Origin of the sequence: Streptomyces sp. F63 (assembly GCF_018070345.1) — a bacterium.
GTDB lineage: Bacteria > Actinomycetota > Actinomycetes > Streptomycetales > Streptomycetaceae > Streptomyces.
The window spans coordinates 40246-56149 of the sequence record NZ_JAGPXX010000038.1 but is presented as its reverse complement, the minus strand read 5'-3'; the positions used below and the strand labels follow the sequence as shown (position 1 = coordinate 56149).

The 15904-nt window shown below is 73.2% G+C and carries 14 protein-coding genes; 8 read left to right on the top strand and 6 right to left on the bottom strand.

All coding sequences use genetic code 11. The features are described 5' to 3' along the window. Positions 1-399: 399 nt before the first annotated feature. The 3 genes from KBZ10_RS26155 to KBZ10_RS26145 all read right to left on the bottom strand — a co-directional run bounded on the left by KBZ10_RS26155 (position 400) and on the right by KBZ10_RS26145 (position 3723). Complete coding sequence (locus tag KBZ10_RS26155; protein ID WP_210990199.1) at positions 400-1068, bottom strand: pentapeptide repeat-containing protein; 669 nt, start codon at positions 1066-1068, stop codon at positions 400-402. Between the two features lie 103 nt (positions 1069-1171). After that, positions 1172-2788, bottom strand: a complete 1617-nt coding sequence (gene aceB, locus KBZ10_RS26150; protein WP_210990198.1) for a malate synthase A — start codon at positions 2786-2788, stop codon at positions 1172-1174. Between the two features lie 182 nt (positions 2789-2970). Then, positions 2971-3723, bottom strand: a complete 753-nt coding sequence (locus tag KBZ10_RS26145; RefSeq protein WP_210990197.1) for an NTP transferase domain-containing protein — start codon at positions 3721-3723, stop codon at positions 2971-2973. Between the two features lie 220 nt (positions 3724-3943). On the opposite strand from KBZ10_RS26145, the gene KBZ10_RS26140 reads away from it, so the two are divergent. Then, positions 3944-4342: a DUF5955 family protein gene (locus KBZ10_RS26140; RefSeq protein ID WP_282107888.1), complete on the top strand. Its 399-nt coding sequence runs from the start codon at positions 3944-3946 to the stop codon at positions 4340-4342. A 36-nt stretch (positions 4343-4378) separates the two neighbouring features. Here the strand turns inward: KBZ10_RS26140 and KBZ10_RS26135 are convergent, their stop codons facing one another. Together KBZ10_RS26135 and KBZ10_RS26130 are read right to left on the bottom strand one after the other, a co-directional pair. Then, positions 4379-5182: an IclR family transcriptional regulator gene (locus tag KBZ10_RS26135; RefSeq protein WP_210990196.1), complete on the bottom strand. Its 804-nt coding sequence runs from the start codon at positions 5180-5182 to the stop codon at positions 4379-4381. 554 nt (positions 5183-5736) lie between these two features. Next, positions 5737-6417: a hypothetical protein gene (locus tag KBZ10_RS26130; protein ID WP_210990195.1), complete on the bottom strand. Its 681-nt coding sequence runs from the start codon at positions 6415-6417 to the stop codon at positions 5737-5739. Between the two features lie 512 nt (positions 6418-6929). Here KBZ10_RS26130 and KBZ10_RS26125 point away from each other — a divergent pair. The 7 genes from KBZ10_RS26125 to KBZ10_RS29840 all read left to right on the top strand — a co-directional run bounded on the left by KBZ10_RS26125 (position 6930) and on the right by KBZ10_RS29840 (position 14740). Next, positions 6930-8156 (top strand): cytochrome P450, encoded by a 1227-nt coding sequence (locus tag KBZ10_RS26125; protein ID WP_307847607.1) that lies wholly within the window; start codon positions 6930-6932, stop codon positions 8154-8156. Between the two features lie 197 nt (positions 8157-8353). Next, complete coding sequence (locus KBZ10_RS26120) at positions 8354-9151, top strand: GntR family transcriptional regulator (protein WP_307847606.1); 798 nt, start codon at positions 8354-8356, stop codon at positions 9149-9151. A gap of 375 nt (positions 9152-9526) precedes the next feature. Continuing rightward, positions 9527-10537, top strand: a complete 1011-nt coding sequence (locus KBZ10_RS26115) for a sugar ABC transporter substrate-binding protein (RefSeq protein ID WP_210990193.1) — start codon at positions 9527-9529, stop codon at positions 10535-10537. Further along, positions 10534-11601, top strand: a complete 1068-nt coding sequence (locus KBZ10_RS26110) for an ABC transporter permease (protein ID WP_210990192.1) — start codon at positions 10534-10536, stop codon at positions 11599-11601. Before KBZ10_RS26115 ends, KBZ10_RS26110 begins: the two co-directional genes overlap by 4 nt. After that, positions 11598-12530 carry an ATP-binding cassette domain-containing protein gene (locus KBZ10_RS26105; protein ID WP_247703009.1) on the top strand — a complete coding sequence of 311 codons (933 nt, stop codon included), beginning with the start codon at positions 11598-11600 and terminating at the stop codon, positions 12528-12530. The genes KBZ10_RS26110 and KBZ10_RS26105 overlap by 4 nt, the downstream gene beginning before the upstream one ends. 195 nt (positions 12531-12725) lie before the next feature. Further along, positions 12726-13865, top strand: coding sequence for an ROK family glucokinase (locus KBZ10_RS26100; RefSeq protein ID WP_210990190.1), 1140 nt, complete (start codon positions 12726-12728; stop codon positions 13863-13865). Next, positions 13862-14740 (top strand): hypothetical protein, encoded by an 879-nt coding sequence (locus KBZ10_RS29840; protein WP_247703008.1) that lies wholly within the window; start codon positions 13862-13864, stop codon positions 14738-14740. The genes KBZ10_RS26100 and KBZ10_RS29840 overlap by 4 nt, the downstream gene beginning before the upstream one ends. Before the next feature lie 520 nt (positions 14741-15260). On the opposite strand, the gene KBZ10_RS26090 is transcribed toward KBZ10_RS29840, so the two are convergent. Beyond that, a complete protein-coding gene (locus KBZ10_RS26090) occupies positions 15261-15530 on the bottom strand; it encodes a hypothetical protein (RefSeq protein WP_210990189.1) in 270 nt (89 codons plus the stop codon). Positions 15531-15904: the final 374 nt, after the last annotated feature.

Genomic DNA, 15904 nt, shown 5'->3' with positions numbered 1-15904 from the left:
CGCACGACACCGGATAGACGACCGACCCCCGCCCAACCCCGACCCGGATGCCGTAACCCCCACCACGACAACCACCCGGCAGCCCGCAACCCACCCGCCACCACCACCGCGCCGCCCACCCGGCGCCGGGACAGTGATCCCTGCCAGGCGGTGATCCCTGCCAGGCGGTGATCCCTGCCAGGCGGTGATCCCTGCCAGGCGGTGATCCCTGCCAGGAGGGGGGCAGACCGACCTCTCGCCGAGAGCCTGGGCACGTGCGTTGAGTAGCGCGAACCCGCTGCCGGCTCCTCGGTGCACACCCGGAGCCGCCGGTGGTGGCCGGGTGGCGGCCTTCCCGTTCAGCTGGCCCACGTGTCTGCAGGGCCTACGTGGGCGGGCGCGGTGCTCCGTGTGGCCGAGTCAGGGATGGTCCCGGACCGTGATGCCGAGGGTCTGCGCCAGCATCGGTGCGATGGTCAGGAGTTGGGCGGTGTCGATGAGGGCCCCGCCCAGGGAGCCGTAGCCGGCCGTGATGCCGAGCCGGACGGCTCCGCGCAGGTCCGTCCGCTCCAGCCGGGCCTTCTCGAACCGCACCCCGTCCAGGTCGGAACCGGGGAACGCCGTATCGGTCAGGGACGCGCCGCCGAAGTCGACATCGCGCAGCAGGCAGTCCCGGAAGGCGACGTCCCGCAGGGTGGCGGTGCGGAAGTTGACGGAGTCGAACTTGCACTGGTGGAAGGTGACGCGGCGCAGTTCGGCGCCGAACATCTCCAGTCCGGCGAGCGAGCCCGAGACGATCTCGGCGTCCAGCCAGTCCGTCTCGGCCAGGTCCGTGCCCACCAGGCGTGCGGTGTGCAGCCACACGTCGTTGAAGCGTGCTCGCCGGAGACGGCCGCCGGTGAAGGTGACCGAGGAGAAGGCGCACTCGGTGAACCGGGCGCTGCCGCTGTCGGCGTCCTCGAAGGAGCTGTCGTCGAAGTGCAGGGTGTCGTGGACGGCTTCCGGCCGCAGCAGCCCGCCGAACGGCTCCAGGTAGTCCGCGTACGGCAGATCACCGAGGTCACGGGGCGGCGGCAGGGCGCTCTTCATACGGGCCTCACAAGGGGCGGGAGCGGGAACGGTGCTGCCCGGCCCGGGCCCGTCCCGGGTGGGGGCGGACGGGCCGGGCCCGGGCCGGGCGGGTGGCGGCGGCTCAGTCCAGCAGTTCGTAGGCGGGCACGGTGAGGAAGTCCTCGTACCGCTCGTCCAGGGAGACGCGGAGCAGCAGGTCGTGGGCGCGCTGCCACGCGCCCGCGGCGAAGGCCTCCTCACCCAGTTCCGCGCGGAGCGCCTCCAGTTCGGCGGCGGCGATGCGGCGGACCAGTTCGGCCGTGGCCTTCTCGCCGTTCTCGAACTCCACTCCGGCGTCGACCCACTGCCAGATCTGGGAGCGGGAGATCTCGGCGGTGGCGGCGTCCTCCATGAGGTTGAAGATGGCGACGGCGCCGGTGCCGCGCAGCCAGGACTCGATGTAGCGGATGCCGACCCGGACGGCGTTGACCAGGCCGTCGTAGGTGGGCCTGGCCGTCAGGGAGTCGACGGCGAGAAGATCGGAGGCCGAGACGCGGACGTCTTCGCGGAGGCGGTCCTTCTGGTGGGGCCGGTCGCCGAGCACGGCGTCGAAGGACTCCCGGGCCACGGGCACCAGGTCGGGGTGGGCGACCCAGGAGCCGTCGAACCCGTCGTTCGCCTCCCGGTCCTTGTCCGCCTTCACCTTTTCCAGGGCCGCCTTGTTGATCTCCGGGTCGCGGCGGGAAGGGATGAAGGCCGCCATGCCGCCGATGGCGTGCGCGCCGCGCTTGTGGCAGGTGCGGACCAGCAGTTCGGTGTAGGCGCGCATGAACGGAGCGGTCATGGTGATCGCGTTGCGGTCCGGGAGAACGAACCGCGCTCCGCCGTCACGGAAGTTCTTGACGATGGAGAAGAGGTAGTCCCAGCGGCCGGCGTTGAGTCCGGAGGCGTGGTCGCGCAGCTCGTAGAGGATCTCCTCCATCTCGTACGCGGCGGTGATCGTCTCGATGAGGACGGTGGCGCGGACGGTGCCCTGCGGGATGCCCAGCCGGTCCTGGGCGAAGACGAACACGTCGTTCCAGAGCCGGGCCTCCAGGTGCGACTCCAGCTTGGGGAGGTAGAAGTACGGCCCCTTGCCGAGATCGATGAGGCGCCGGGCGTTGTGGAAGAAGTACAGGCCGAAGTCGACGAGAGCGCCGGGGACGGCGCGGCCGTCCTCGCCGCGGAGGTGGCGCTCGTCCAGGTGCCAGCCGCGGGGGCGGGTGACGACGGTGGCCAGTTCCCCGGCGGGGCGCAGCGCGTACGTCTTGCCGCGGGGGTCGGTGAAGTCGATGCGGCGCTCGTGGGCGTCGATCAGATTGAGCTGGCCGAGGAGCACGTTCTCCCAGGTGGGGGCGGTGGCGTCCTCGAAGTCGGCGAGCCAGACCCTGGCGCCGGAGTTGAGGGCGTTGACGGTCATCTTGCGGTCGGTGGGGCCGGTGATCTCCACCCGGCGGTCGTTGAGCGCGGCGGGGGCCGGGGCGACCCGCCAGTCCGCCTCGCGGATGCCGGAGGTGGCGGGGAGGAAGTCCAGGGTGCCGGTGCGGGCGATGTCCGCGCGCCGCTCCGTGCGGAGGGCGAGGAGTTCGTCGCGGCGCCGGGTGAACCGGTGGTGGAGTTCGCCGAGGAAGGCGAGTGCCTCCGCGGTCAGGACCTCCTCCTGCCGTTCCACCGGCTGGGCGTTGACGACGGTCGGCGCGGACGGCACCGGTGCGGGCATGGCGGTCGCTCCTTCGGGGGCGGGGCCAGGGGGTACTTCTGATGAATGGAGACTAGTTTTCTCATCGTGGAAGTTCAACGCCGGGTGGGATCCGGAGCGGCTGGAAGCGGGGGGCGTGGCGGGGCGGGGCCCCGGGGAGGGCCGGGGTGATCTCCCGGCCGCCGTTCCCGGTTGCGACGGCGTCACCCGTCGCCGTCCAGGAGGCGCAGGTCGTCGAGGGTGTCGATGTCGTCGGGTGCCGCGATGCCGGAGCAGTCGACCAGATCCAGGGCGGCACGGTGCTCCGCCAGATAGGTGCGGGCGCCCCGGTCGCCCGCCGCCCGGCCGGCGACGGCGGCCCAGTGGGCGGCGCCGAGCAGCACCGGATGCCCGCGCCGGCCGCCGTACGCGGCAGCGGCCAGGCTCGTCCGGGAACGGCAGGCGGCGCGTACCCGTGCCACCGCCTCCGCCCCCACCCGGGGCTGGTCCACCAGGGCGACGATCACCGCCGTCACCTCGTGCGCCGCCGCGCGCGCCACCTCGTGCGGGCCGGTGCCGCGCGCGCCGGGCTCCGCGGGGACGGGGCGCGGGCGGAGCCCGGGAGGGGCCGTGGGCGCCGGGAGAGAGGTCAGCCCCGTGCGCAGCGAGGAGCCCATGCCCTCCTCCCAGCGCGGATTGCCGACCAGTACGCAGCCGGGGAGCTCCGCGCGGGCCCGCACCTCTTCCTCCGCCGCGCCCAGCACCACGTGCACCGGCTCGCATCCGCCGTCACGGAGAGCGCGGGCCGCGTACTCGACGAGCGGCCGCCCCCGGTGGGGCAGAAGGGCCTTGGGCCGGCCGCCCAGCCGCCGGCCACCGCCGGCCGCCAGCAGCAGACCGGCGACCCGGGGCCCGGGGCGGTCCGCCGGGGCCCCGGCCGGTTCCGTCCCGGACGCTGTCCCTGTCGGCTCCGTCATGCCCCCTGCATACCGCACCGGCGGCCGGAGGGCGGCCGTGCCGCTGCCGGCCGCCGGTCCGGTTGTCCGGTACGGACGGAATCGTACGGCTGATTTTCGCCCTCCGTGTAGCGCTCGCAGCGGAGCGTGGCGTTAACTGTCCGCAGCCCGGTGCGACTTACCCGAGGGGCCGGGGCCGATGGGGCCCGTAGTGCCATGTCGAGGAGCGAGGGGAAGCGCGTTGCGAAGTGATCGGACGGACTGCGGGGCGCGGACGGCCGTCGTCGCGAAGGCAGGGACCAAGGCGGGCGGTCAGGGCCGCCGGCCCGCGGCCGGGAGCGGCGGCCCGGATCCGCGGGCCGAGGTGCTGCGCACCGCGGTGTCGCGGCTCCGTCGCGAGCTGGCCGCTCATCCGGCCGACCTGCGGGACAGGGCCATAGCCGAGGACGAACTCGCCGCCCTCTCCGCCATGGTGGGCGCCGGGCTGCCCGACATCACCCGGATGCGGCGCTCTCTGCTCCTGGTCGTGGGAGCCGTGGGCTCGGTGAGCGCGCTGGCGCCCGCGCTCGCACGGGTACGCCAGGCGGTCGAACTGTTCGGCGGCGGGCCGGAGCAGAGAACGGGCGACCGGGCGGTGTAGCGGCCCCGCGGGCGTGGGGCCGGACCGCGCGGGCCGCTACGCGGGAGTCCCGGTCCCGGTGAGTGTCTCCGACAGTTCGGCCGCGACCTCGCGCAGCAGCGGCACGATCCTCCCGGTGGCCTCCTCGGTGAGCCGGCCCGCGGGCCCGGAGACCGAGATGGCCGCCGCGGTCGGCGAGTCCGGTACGGAGACGGCGAGGCAGCGGACCCCGATCTCCTGCTCGTTGTCGTCCATGGCGTAGCCGGAGGCCCGTACCTCCTCCAGGGCGGTGAGGAAGGCATCCGGCCTGGTGATGGTCTTCTCCGTGGCGGCGGGCATGCCCGTGCGGGCCAGCAGCGCGCGCACCTCGTCGGCCGGCAGGTGCGCCAGCAGGGCCTTGCCCACTCCCGTGGAGTGCGGCAGCACGCGGCGGCCGACCTCCGTGAACATCCGCATCGAGTGCCGGGAGGGCACCTGGGCGACGTAGACCACCTCGTCGCCGTCGAGCAGTGCCATGTTCGCCGTCTCCCCGGTCTCTTCCACGAGCCGGGCGAGATGCGGGCGCGCCCAGGTGCCGAGCAGGCGGGCCGAGCTCTCGCCGAGCCGGATGAGCCGGGGGCCGAGGGCGTAGCGGCGGTTCGGCTGCTGGCGGACGTAGCCGCAGGCCACCAGGGTCCGCATCAGCCGGTGGATGGTGGGAAGGGGCAGACCGCTGCTGCTGGAGAGTTCGCTGAGCCCCACGGCGCCGCCCGCGTCCGCCATCCGTTCGAGCAGGTCAAAGGCCCGTTCGAGGGACTGCACGCCACTGGAGCCGTTGGCTGGCCTGGCGGCTGCGGTGGTCCTGTCGCTGGACGGCGGCACGTCGCATCCTTTCGGGCGGTGGGGCCGGTCGCCGTTACGGGTCGTTACAGCGGTGAGAAGGGGCGGCGGACCGGTGCCAGCAGCCTACCGGGCCGTCTCACGGAGCCTTCCGTGAGCGGCCGCGGCTGCCGCGGGACGGCATCCCGGCGGGTGGTCGGCGGGTGGTCGGCGGGTGGTGCGAACGGGCGGTCGGCGGGCGGTCGGCGGCGGCCGCTCGCGGAAGGGACCGTGAGGTGATCTTCGTGCGGGTCCTGTGAATGCCGTGCGAACATCTGCCGGGTGTGCTTGAGGGCGCTCTCTACGCGCGTCAGGCTGGGGATGCGCGGATCCCCCCATGGCGCCCCCCACGTGGCGGCGGCCGCCCTCCCCCACGGGCGGCTGCCGCATCCGGAGGGACTCCGGCCCGCCGCGGCCCGCCCGCCGCCGTCTCGTCCTCCCCTCCCCTCCGGCGGGCGGATGCCGGGGCGGGATGGTGCGGGACCGGCAGGGCGGGACCCGCACGGCGGGACCCGCACGGCGGGGCCCGGCGCCCGGGGCAGCCGGCCGGCGCGTCCTCAGGCCGCCCCGCCGGTGCGGCTGCGCAGATTCCGGAACTGGCGGGTCTGCATGATGAGATGGGCCGGCTCGTTGTACAGCACGTCCATGACGCGGAAGAGCGCCCGCGGGCGGCCGCGGCCGCGCGTGCGGACCACCATCCGGGTCCGGTCACCGGGCGCCGGGCTGAGGTGGAACCCCCACACGGCGTCGACGTACACAGCGGGCAGCGGTTCGTACCGGGCGTCGAAGGGGCGTCCGGACGGCAGCTCCAGCTGGGCGCGCAGGACCAGCGTCCTCTCCGGCACCAGCACCGCGACGGTGAACCAGGAGCGGCCGCTCGGCACCGAGGCCAGGCGCTGCCCCTCCTCCAGGCGCTGCCACTCGGGGACGATGCGTTCCGCGCTCGGCCGCCCGCCGTTGTCCAGCCGGTCCCAGCTGTACCAGCCGCCGCGGTCACAGCCCATCTGCACCAGCCAGGGCCAGACCTCCGCGGGCGGTGCCGGCAGGGTCGTGGCCATGGTCGACGAGCCGTCGGGATCGGGGACGAGTTCGTCCCCGGGGCAGGGGCGGGCGGCCTCCTCGGGGGTCGCGCCCCAGTTCAGCAGCCGCGGTCGTACGACGGCGCCGTGGACGGCTCCCGCCGCGACGGGAACGGCGCAGGTGAGGAGCCGCCGGGTCCCGGGCCGGTGTCCGTTCATGGAGCCAGCGTCGCAGTTCCGGCCCGGGGGCACCACCGGGGCGGCCCACCGGCCCCGGCCGTCCCCGGACGGGCCGCCCGCGACGGCCCCGCCGTGTGCCGGGGCCCGCCCTCCTACCGCACCCGCCGTACCGGCCGTACTGCCGGGGGAGGACCGGTGGACGCACGCTCCCCCGCCGGGCCGACGCCCGGCCGGCGGTGCGGCCCGTAGGCTTCCGGTACCCGGGCCCACGGCGGCCCCGCGTCCGGGTGTGGACGCGGGCACGCGCGCGGGCACGGTCACGTCACGTGGTCGTGCGAACGCGGCCGGGGCACGAACGGGACCACGCCGCAGAGGCGGTCACGGACAGCCGGCCGGGACCGCGGCCGGACGAACAGCACCCAGAGGAGCGGCAGATGGCGGAGCAGACCGATACGCGGTTAGCGGAACCAGTACGCGGGGGAGCGTCCGGGCCCGGGCCGCACCACCCGCGGGCGGACGCACCGGAGACGCCGGAGAGGCCGGAGGCGCCCGTGACGCCGGGCGCGGCGGGCCCGCCGGATGCCCCGGTCGTCGATCTCACCGCCTGCGGCGACCGCTTCACCGCGGACCCCTACTCCGTCTACGCGGAGCTCCGGGCCCGGGGCGCGGCCCACAAGGTGCGTCTCGACGAGCGGAGCACGGCCTGGCTGATCGTCGGCCATGACGAGGCCCGTGCCGCGCTGGCCGACCCGAGGTTCAGCAAGAACCGGAGTCACGCGCCGGGCATGGAGTTCACCGACTCCCCGATCAACGCCAACATGCTGGGGTCCGACCCGCCGGACCACACGCGGCTGCGCCGGCTCGTCGCACGCGAGTTCACGATGCGCCGGGTGGAGTCCCTGCGCCCGCGGGTGGAGGAGATCACCGGCGAACTGCTCGACGCGATGACGGCCGCGCCGGGCGGGCGGGTGGACCTCGTCGAGGCGCTGGCCTTCCCGCTGCCCATGTCGGTCATCTGCGAACTGCTCGGAGTGCCGGCTCTCGACCGTGCGGCGTTCCGCGCCTGGAGCAACGAACTGGTCTCCCGGACCAGCCCCAGCGCGGAGAACGCCGCGGTGCACGCCATGGCCGAGTACCTCGCCGGGCTGATCGGGGAGAAGCGGCGCCACCCGGGGGACGACCTCCTCAGCGGTCTGATCCGCACCACCGACGAGGACGGTGACCGGCTGTCCCGGGACGAACTCGTCGGCATGGCGTTCCTGCTGCTCGTCGCCGGCCACGAGACGACCGTCAACCTGATCACGAACGCTGTGCACGCGCTGCTCCGCCACCCCGACCGCCTCGCCGAGTTGCGGGCCGACCTCTCGCTGACCGAGCAGGCGGTGGAGGAGACGCTCCGCTGGGACGGGCCGGTGAAGAACGCCACCTTCCGCTTCGCCCGGGAGCCGGTCGAGGTCGGCGGGGTGACCGTCCCCGCCGGCGAGGTGGTCATCGTCTCCCTCGCCTCGGCGGACCGCGACCCGGCCCACTTCCCGGACGCGGACCGGTTCGACCCCGGCCGCCGGGCGGGCGGGCATCTCGCCTTCGGGCACGGCATCCACTACTGCCTCGGCGCGCCGCTGGCCCGGATGGAGGGGCAGATCGCGCTCCGCGGGCTGCTCGAACGCTTCCCGGGCCTGGCACTCGACCTCGACCCGGATCTGCCCGCCTCGGACCTTCCCTGGGTTCCGGGACTGCTGATCCGCGGTCTCCGCCGGCTGCCCGTGCGGCTCGGCTGAGGGCCGCCCGCGGCACGGCGGAGCATGACGTCCGGGACGTCCAGGACGTCCGGGAAACGTCGGGGACGCACCGTGGAGCCCGCGATCCCCGTGTCGCCCACGGCAACGGCTCCCGGCGGAGCGGGCGAGCCATATTGTCCGGACAATCTGACCGGATCGCTGTCCCCGGCCCGGCCTGGAGGGCTACCCTCCCCCTCGTGGTGAAGCGTGACACAGGGCGGGCCGGGGGGCGCGCCGGGGAACGGGCCGGGGCGGCGTCCTCCCTCCGGCTCGGCGTCGACCGCGGCAGTCCCGTACCGCTCTACTTCCAGCTCGCCCGGCAGCTGGAGGCGGCGATCGAACAGGGCGGCCTCGCCCCCGGCAGCCTGCTCGGCAACGAGATCGAGCTGGCCGCGCGGCTCGGCCTGTCCCGCCCCACCGTCCGGCAGGCGATCCAGTCGCTGGTGGACAAGGGGCTGCTGGTGCGCCGCCGCGGGGTCGGCACCCAGGTGGTCCACAGCAAGGTCAGGCGCCCGCCCGAACTGAGCAGCCTCTACGACGACCTGGAGGCGGCGGGCCGGCGCCCCGCCACCCGGGTGCTGCGCAACACCGTCGAACCGGCGGGTGCCGCGGTCGCCGCGGCGCTCGGGGTTCCCGAGGGGGCGGACGTGCGCCTCGTCGAACGGCTGCGGATGGCGCACGGCGAACCCGTGGCCCGGCTCCGCAACCACCTGCCGCCGGGCCTGCTGGAACTCAGCACCGACCGGCTGGAGTCCACGGGCCTGTACCGGCTGATGCGTGAGGCGGGGATCACCCTGCACAGTGCCCGCCAGTGCGTGGGCGCCCGCGCCGCGACCGCGGCCGAGGGCGCGGAGCTGACCGAGCCGGCGGGGTCCCCGCTGCTGACGGTGGAGCGGACGACCTACGACGACACGGGGCGGGCGGTCGAGTTCGGCTCCCACGTCTACCGGGCCTCCCGCTACTCCTTCGAGTTCCAGCTGCTCGCACGGCCCTGAGTCGCTCCGAGCCGCTCCGAGCCGCTCCGAGCCGCTCCGAGCCGCTCCGAGCCGCTCCGAGCCGCTCCGAGCCGCTCTCCCACCATGTACGGACAAAGTCTTGACGCCGTGTGCCCGCGCCGCTACAACTCCCTCAGTCCTCCGGGGCAACTCCGCCTGTCACCCGGTCCGTTGGGCTGTGGCCGAACCGTGTCCCCGGCTTCCGGCTGGGTCCGCCGGACCCGGGGAAGGACCTGCGGGGGACGGCGCGGCCGGCGGTGACGGATACTTGACCGGCCCGCCGGACGGGCAGCACCGGGACGGGCCGGGAGCGGTGGGCGCCGCAGCCGGTGGCCGCGTACCGCCGGATACGGACAGCGAGAGAGGTATGACACCGTGGCAAGGGCTCACAGAGGCGTACGGATAGCGGGTGCGGTGCTGGCGGCCGTGCTCGGCACGACCCTGGCGGGGTGCAGCAGCACGGGCGGCAAGCAGGCCGAGGAGCGGTCCGGGGACGAGGCCGGGGGGCGGTCCGCGGCGGGTACCCCGCGGTGGACCTTCGCCATGGTGACCCACTCCGGTGACGGCGACACCTTCTGGGACATCGTGAAGACGGGCGCCGAGAAGGCCGCGGCCAAGGACAACGTCAGGTTCCTCTACGCGCGTCATGACGAGGGCCAGCAGCAGGCCGAACTCGTCCAGTCCATGATCGACCAGAAGGTCGACGGGCTCATCGTCACCCTCGCCAAGCCGCAGGCCATGAAGGACGTGGTCGCCAAGGCCGTCAAGGCGGGCATCCCCGTCATCACCGTGAACTCCGGCTCGGCCGACTCCGCGAAGTTCGGCGCCCTCACCCACATCGGCCAGGACGAGACCATCGCCGGCGAGGCCGTCGGCGAGGAGCTCAACAAGCGCGGGAAGAAGAAGGCCATCTGCGTCCTGCACGAGCAGGGCAACGTCGGCCACGAGGAGCGCTGCGACGGCGCCCGCGCCACCTTCGACGGCACGATGGAGAACCTCTACGTCGAGGGCACCAACATGCCCGAGGTGCAGTCCGCCATCGAGGCCGAGCTCCAGTCCGACCGGTCCTTGGACACCGTCCTCACCCTCGGAGCGCCCTTCGCCGCCACGGCCGTGAAGGCCAAGGAGAGCGCCGGCAGCGAAGCGGAGATCAACACCTTCGACCTCAACCCCGCGGTCCTGAGCGGTCTGGAGAAGAAGGAACTCGGCTTCGCCGTCGACCAGCAGCCCTACCTCCAGGGCTACCAGGCCGTGGACCTGCTCTGGCTGTACCGGTACAACGCCGACGTCCTCGGGGGCGGCAAGCCCGTGCTCACCGGACCGCAGATCATCCACCGGAAGGACGCCGGCAAGCTCAGGTCGTACATCGAGCGGAAGACGCGGTGAGCGCGCCGGCCACGGCCGCGCCTCCCGCGTCCCCACCCCCGGCGAAGGCCGACGAGCGCCTGGCGCGCCGGTCCCTGCCGCGCAGGCTGCTCGGCCGGCCCGAGCTCGGTGCCGTGGTCGGCGCGGTCGCGGTCCTCGTGTTCTTCGCGTTCGCGGCCGACAGCTTCCTGACCCCCGCCGGCCTGGGCACCGTGCTCTACGCCTCGTCGGCCATCGGCATCATGGCCGTCCCGGTGGCGCTGCTGATGATCGGCGGCGAGTTCGACCTGTCGACGGGCGTCATGGTGACGTCCTCCGCGCTGGTCTCCTCAATGCTCAGCTACCAGTTGTCGGCGAACGTCTGGGTGGGCGTCGGGGTGTCCCTCCTGACGACCCTGGCCATCGGCTTCTTCAACGGCGTGATGCTGGTGCGGACGAAGCTGCCGAGCTTCATCATCACGCTCGGCACCTTCCTCATGCTGACCGGCCTGAACCTCGGCTTCACCAAGCTGATCAGCGGCGGGGTCTCCACCGACACCATCGGCGACATGGAGGGCTTCGCGTCGGCCCGCGCCCTCTTCGCCTCGCACCTCCGGCTGGGCGGTGTGCGGCTGGAGGCCACCGTCCTGTGGTGGCTCGCCCTGGTCGCGCTGGCCACCTGGATCCTGCTGCGCACCCGCGCCGGCAACTGGATCTTCGCGGCGGGCGGCGGCGCGGACGCGGCCCGGGCGGTCGGCGTCCCCGTCAACCGCACGAAGATCGGCCTCTACATGGGAGTGGCCTTCGCCGCCTGGGTCTCCGGGCAGCATCTGCTGTTCCGCTATGACGCGGTGCAGTCCGGCGAGGGCGTCGGCAACGAGTTCCTCTACATCATCGCCGCCGTCATCGGCGGCTGCCTGATGACCGGCGGCTACGGCTCGGCGATCGGTTCGGCGATCGGTGCGCTGATCTTCGGCATGACCAGCAGGGGCATCGTGTACGCGCAGTGGGAGGCCGACTGGTTCAAGTTCTTCCTCGGGGCGATGCTGCTGCTGGCCACGCTCCTCAACGCATGGGTCCGCAAGCGGGCGGAGGCGAGCAAATGACGGACACGACCGGCACGGCCGACACCGCCGGCACGACCGGCACAACCGGCACGGCCGGCAGTGGCCGGGAGGCGGGTGACGGCCCGAAGGAGGCGCGGGCCGCGGCCGGCGCACCTCTCGTCGCCCTGCGCGGCGTCAGCAAGTTCTACGGCAGCATCCGGGCCCTGCAGGATGTCAGCCTGGAGGTGCACGCGGGGGAGATCACCTGCGTTCTGGGCGACAACGGGGCGGGCAAATCGACCCTGATCAAGATCATTTCAGGGCTGCACCGGCACGACGGCGGAACCTTCGCGGTCGACGGCGCGGAACGCCGGCTGTCCTCCCCCCGGGAGGCCCTCGACCTGGGGATCGCCACGGTCTACCAGGACCTGGCGGTGGTCCCGCTGATGCCGGTCTGGCGCAATTTCTTCCTCGGCTCGGAGCCGACCGTCGGCAGGGGCCCGTTCAAGCGGCTCGACGTCGCCACGATGCGTGCGACCACGCGCCGCGAGCTGCTGCGCATGGGGATCGACCTGCGCGACGTCGACCAGCCCATCGGGACCCTCTCCGGGGGCGAGCGGCAGTGCGTGGCCATCGCCCGCGCCATCCACTTCGGAGCCAAGGTCCTCGTCCTGGACGAGCCCACGGCCGCCCTCGGCGTCAAGCAGTCCGGGGTGGTGCTCAAGTACGTCGCGGCCGCCCGGGACACCGGTCTCGGTGTCGTCCTGATCACCCACAACCCGCACCACGCGTACCTCGTCGGTGACCGGTTCGTCCTGCTCAAGCGGGGCGCGATGGCCGGCAGCCACCCCCGGGACGCCATCGGGCTGGACGAACTCACCCGGCAGATGGCGGGCGGCTCGGAGCTGGAGCAGCTCAGCCACGAACTGGAACGCGGCGCGGCACCGGACCTGACGCCGCCCGGGCGGCCCGGCCCCGCCACGGCGTGACGGGGCGGGGCGGGGCGGCGTGACGGGCCGGCGCCGTCCCGGCGGCCCCGGTCCCTGCCCGGATGTCCACCACTGTGCACCGTCCGCCCCGTCTGAGGCACAATCGTCCCTCGGGCGACCGACCATCGCCGACCGGCGGCGCCCGTGCCGTCCGCGGACCGGGCCCGCGACCACCCCCGACGACCTTGTGAGCCGATGAGCACCTACCGCGAGCTGACCCACCGGGGACCGGCCCGGGCCACCGTCCTGCGGACCGTGGGGACGCGCGAGCGGCGCTCGCACCTCACCGCGCCGCGCGTCCCCACCGTCGGCATCGACATCGGCGGGACCAAGGTCGCCGCCGGGGTCGTGGACGCGGACGGCAACATCCTGGAGAAGATCCGCACCGAGACACCGGACAAGTCCAAGAGCCCCAAGGTCGTCGAGAACACCATCGTCGAGCTGGTCCTGGACCTCTCGGACCGGCACGACGTCCACGCCGTGGGCATCGGCGCGGCCGGCTGGGTCGACGCCGACCGCTCCCGGGTGCTCTTCGCCCCTCACCTGGCCTGGCGGAACGAGCCCATCCGGGACGCCCTGACCGCCCGGCTCGCCGTCCCCGTCATGATCGACAACGACGCCAACACCGCTGCCTGGGGCGAGTGGCGCTTCGGCGCCGGGCGCGGCACGGACCACCTCGTCATGATCACCCTGGGGACCGGGATCGGCGGCGCCATCCTGGAGGAGGGCCAGGTCAAACGGGGCGCGTACGGGGTCGCGGGGGAGTTCGGCCATATGCAGGTGGTGCCCGGCGGGCACCGCTGCCCCTGCGGCAACCGGGGCTGCTGGGAGCAGTACAGCTCGGGGAACGCCCTGGTCCGGGAGGCCCGCGAGCTGGCCGTCGCCGACTCCCCGGTGGCGTACAACATCATCGACCGGGTCGGCGGCAACATCGCCGAGATCACCGGGCCCCTCATCACCGAGCTGGCCCGCGAGGGCGACGCCATGTGCGTCGAGCTGCTCCAGGACATCGGCCAGTGGCTGGGCGTCGGCATCGCCAATCTGGCGGCGGCCCTGGACCCGGCCTGCTTCGTCGTCGGCGGCGGGGTGAGCGCGGCCGACGACCTGCTGATCGGCCCCGCCCGCGACGCCTTCCGCCGCCAGCTCACCGGGCGCGGTTACCGCCCGGAGGCGACGATCAGCAAGGCACAGCTCGGCAACGAGGCCGGTCTGGTGGGGGCCGCGGACCTGGCGCGGCTGGTGGCCCGCCGCTTCCGCCGCGCCAACCGGCGCCGGGTGGAGCGGCAGGAGCGTTACGAACGGTACGCACAGGTGGTACGGGGAGGCCGGGCATGACCACGGAGGAGATCGGGCCCCGCGCCCGTGCGGGCGCGGGCGAGGAGGGAACCGGCGGCAGCCCGGGGTTCGGCGGGCCCGGGGGGCAGGCCGGCGCCGTCGGGGGCGGTCCCGGCTCCGGTGAACGGCCCGGGGACGGGCGTGACGGGCGCACGGGGCACGGCCGGCGAACCGGGCGCGGCGAGCGCACCGGGCAGGAGGCGCACGACGGCGGCTCCGGCGCGGGGGGCACTCCGGGCGCGGGCGGCGGCCCGGCCGGTGACGGCCCGCCCGGGGAGGGCCCGGGCCCCCGGCGGCACTCGTCGTGGAAGCACCCCAGCAACCGCCGCCGCTGGTTCATCCTGTTCGTCGTCGTCCTGCTCATCGGCGTCCCGGCCGGCTACATCGTCATCTCGGCGGGCCAGAGCCGGGACAGCGGTCAGGACAAGCAGGCGCGGGCGGCCGCCAGGGGCCTCACGGCGGAGTGGCCGCCCCGGGTGACCCGCCGCATCTACGAGGTGCCGATCACCGGCCACTCCGCCGATGTCGCCTTCTACGAGACCAACAGCTGGAACACCAGCAAGCTGTATGTGCAGTTCACCACCTCCGAGAACGGGCTGAACCTGTTCCTGGACCGCATCGGCACCGGCCCCGGGGAACTCGACGAGGGCAGGATCACCATCAGCGGCGAGGAGGCCGCCGAGGTCGGCTGGCACCTCGGCGCCGGCCACCCCTCCGCGTCGTCCCGGGCCCTGAGCGCCGTGCCCACCGACAAGGAGAACTGGTCCGGCCTGGTGCGGAACCTGCCGGGTCCGCGGCCGCGGCTGGAGGTGACCGTCGACCGCAGCAACCCGGCGCACCCGATGGTGTACGTGGTCTCCACCGTGAGGCTGTGATGACGTGGGCCGCCGCCCCCGGGAGCCCGGCAGGACGCCGTGCTGCGCCCGGGGGAACGCACATCGGGCGCTGACCTGCGAAGAAGCAGGTAGAGCGGTACCGCGCAGCACACGTACTGTGTGCCGGCGGGTGAGACCCCGGTACTGGCTCACCATGCGAATGAGCCCTGTGGTACGAACCCGACACGAGGTGAAAAGGTTGCTGCTGCGGGTATCGATGGCCTGTCTCCAGCCTTGCGCAAAAGCATCACCGGCTTCATGAAGAAGAGCCCTCGGGATGCCGGGATTCCGCAGATCAGTCGGCTCCCCGGAGGCAGTGCGGAGTTCGGCTGCAAGGTCCCCGGAAGGGTGCCTGGGGCATACGCGGTGTTGGGAAGCGGGTGGATTCCGAAGGCGCGGAGTTGGCTTACAGGACGACGTTCCTCCCTGACGGCAGCATGGCGCACCTCAAGTTCAAGTGAGGATGAGACCCGTGGAATCGGATATGTGTCGGGCTCTGACCGGCCTGATTCGCTGGGAATCATCTCTGGATGACCTGATCGAAGCTGCCAATCGATGCGATCGGCGCGAGGGGTCTTCTGTTCGTCTCGACCGTGATGCCGTAGGGGATGTTCTGCAGCGATGCCTTTCCGGAGCCGTGGACGTTCATGACTTGCCGCGATGGGCTGGGGCGGTTCACATGCTGGATCGTGTCGAGATCGATGAATTCGATGTCGAGTTGCTGACTCAATTCCTGTTTGAGGTATCGAGTCCTGAACTGTTCGAGCCGATCACCGTAGACGTATGTCAACGATGGATCAGTCGAATGCTCCCGACCTGGACGTGTGCCGGCGGGCCTGCCTGCGCCGTTTCGGCATGGAACACGCCTTCAAGCCGATGAAGTCCAGCTCGGCCGGACCGCCGCCCGGCTGCGGCACCCCGAGCAGGCAGTCCGCTGGGCCTGGTTGCTGTCGCCGCCCACGTCCCACTCCGCCTCGCCCGTGACCTGACCGCCGACCCGCGCCGGCCTCGGGAGCGACGGACCCGACCGGGCAGGCCACTCACGCCCTTCCGGGTCCGCCGTGCATTTCGACATGTGCGTGATCGCCCGGGGACCCCGGCCCGTCTGCCGAAAACCAGCCCCCCGGTCCCGGACGTCCACGGGCGGCAAGAACACCTCAGCTC

What these genes read in the sequence shown, in the direction of transcription:
- KBZ10_RS29840 (WP_247703008.1), top strand. Translation starts at nt 13,862, where the DNA reads ATGACCACGGAGGAGATCGGGCCCCGCGCCCGTGCGGGCGCGGGCGAG.
- aceB (WP_210990198.1), bottom strand. Translation starts at nt 2,788, where the DNA reads ATGCCCGCACCGGTGCCGTCCGCGCCGACCGTCGTCAACGCCCAGCCG.
- KBZ10_RS26100 (WP_210990190.1), top strand. Translation starts at nt 12,726, where the DNA reads ATGAGCACCTACCGCGAGCTGACCCACCGGGGACCGGCCCGGGCCACC.
- KBZ10_RS26105 (WP_247703009.1), top strand. Translation starts at nt 11,598, where the DNA reads ATGACGGACACGACCGGCACGGCCGACACCGCCGGCACGACCGGCACA.
- KBZ10_RS26145 (WP_210990197.1), bottom strand. Translation starts at nt 3,723, where the DNA reads ATGACGGAGCCGACAGGGACAGCGTCCGGGACGGAACCGGCCGGGGCC.
- KBZ10_RS26130 (WP_210990195.1), bottom strand. Translation starts at nt 6,417, where the DNA reads ATGAACGGACACCGGCCCGGGACCCGGCGGCTCCTCACCTGCGCCGTT.
- KBZ10_RS26155 (WP_210990199.1), bottom strand. Translation starts at nt 1,068, where the DNA reads ATGAAGAGCGCCCTGCCGCCGCCCCGTGACCTCGGTGATCTGCCGTAC.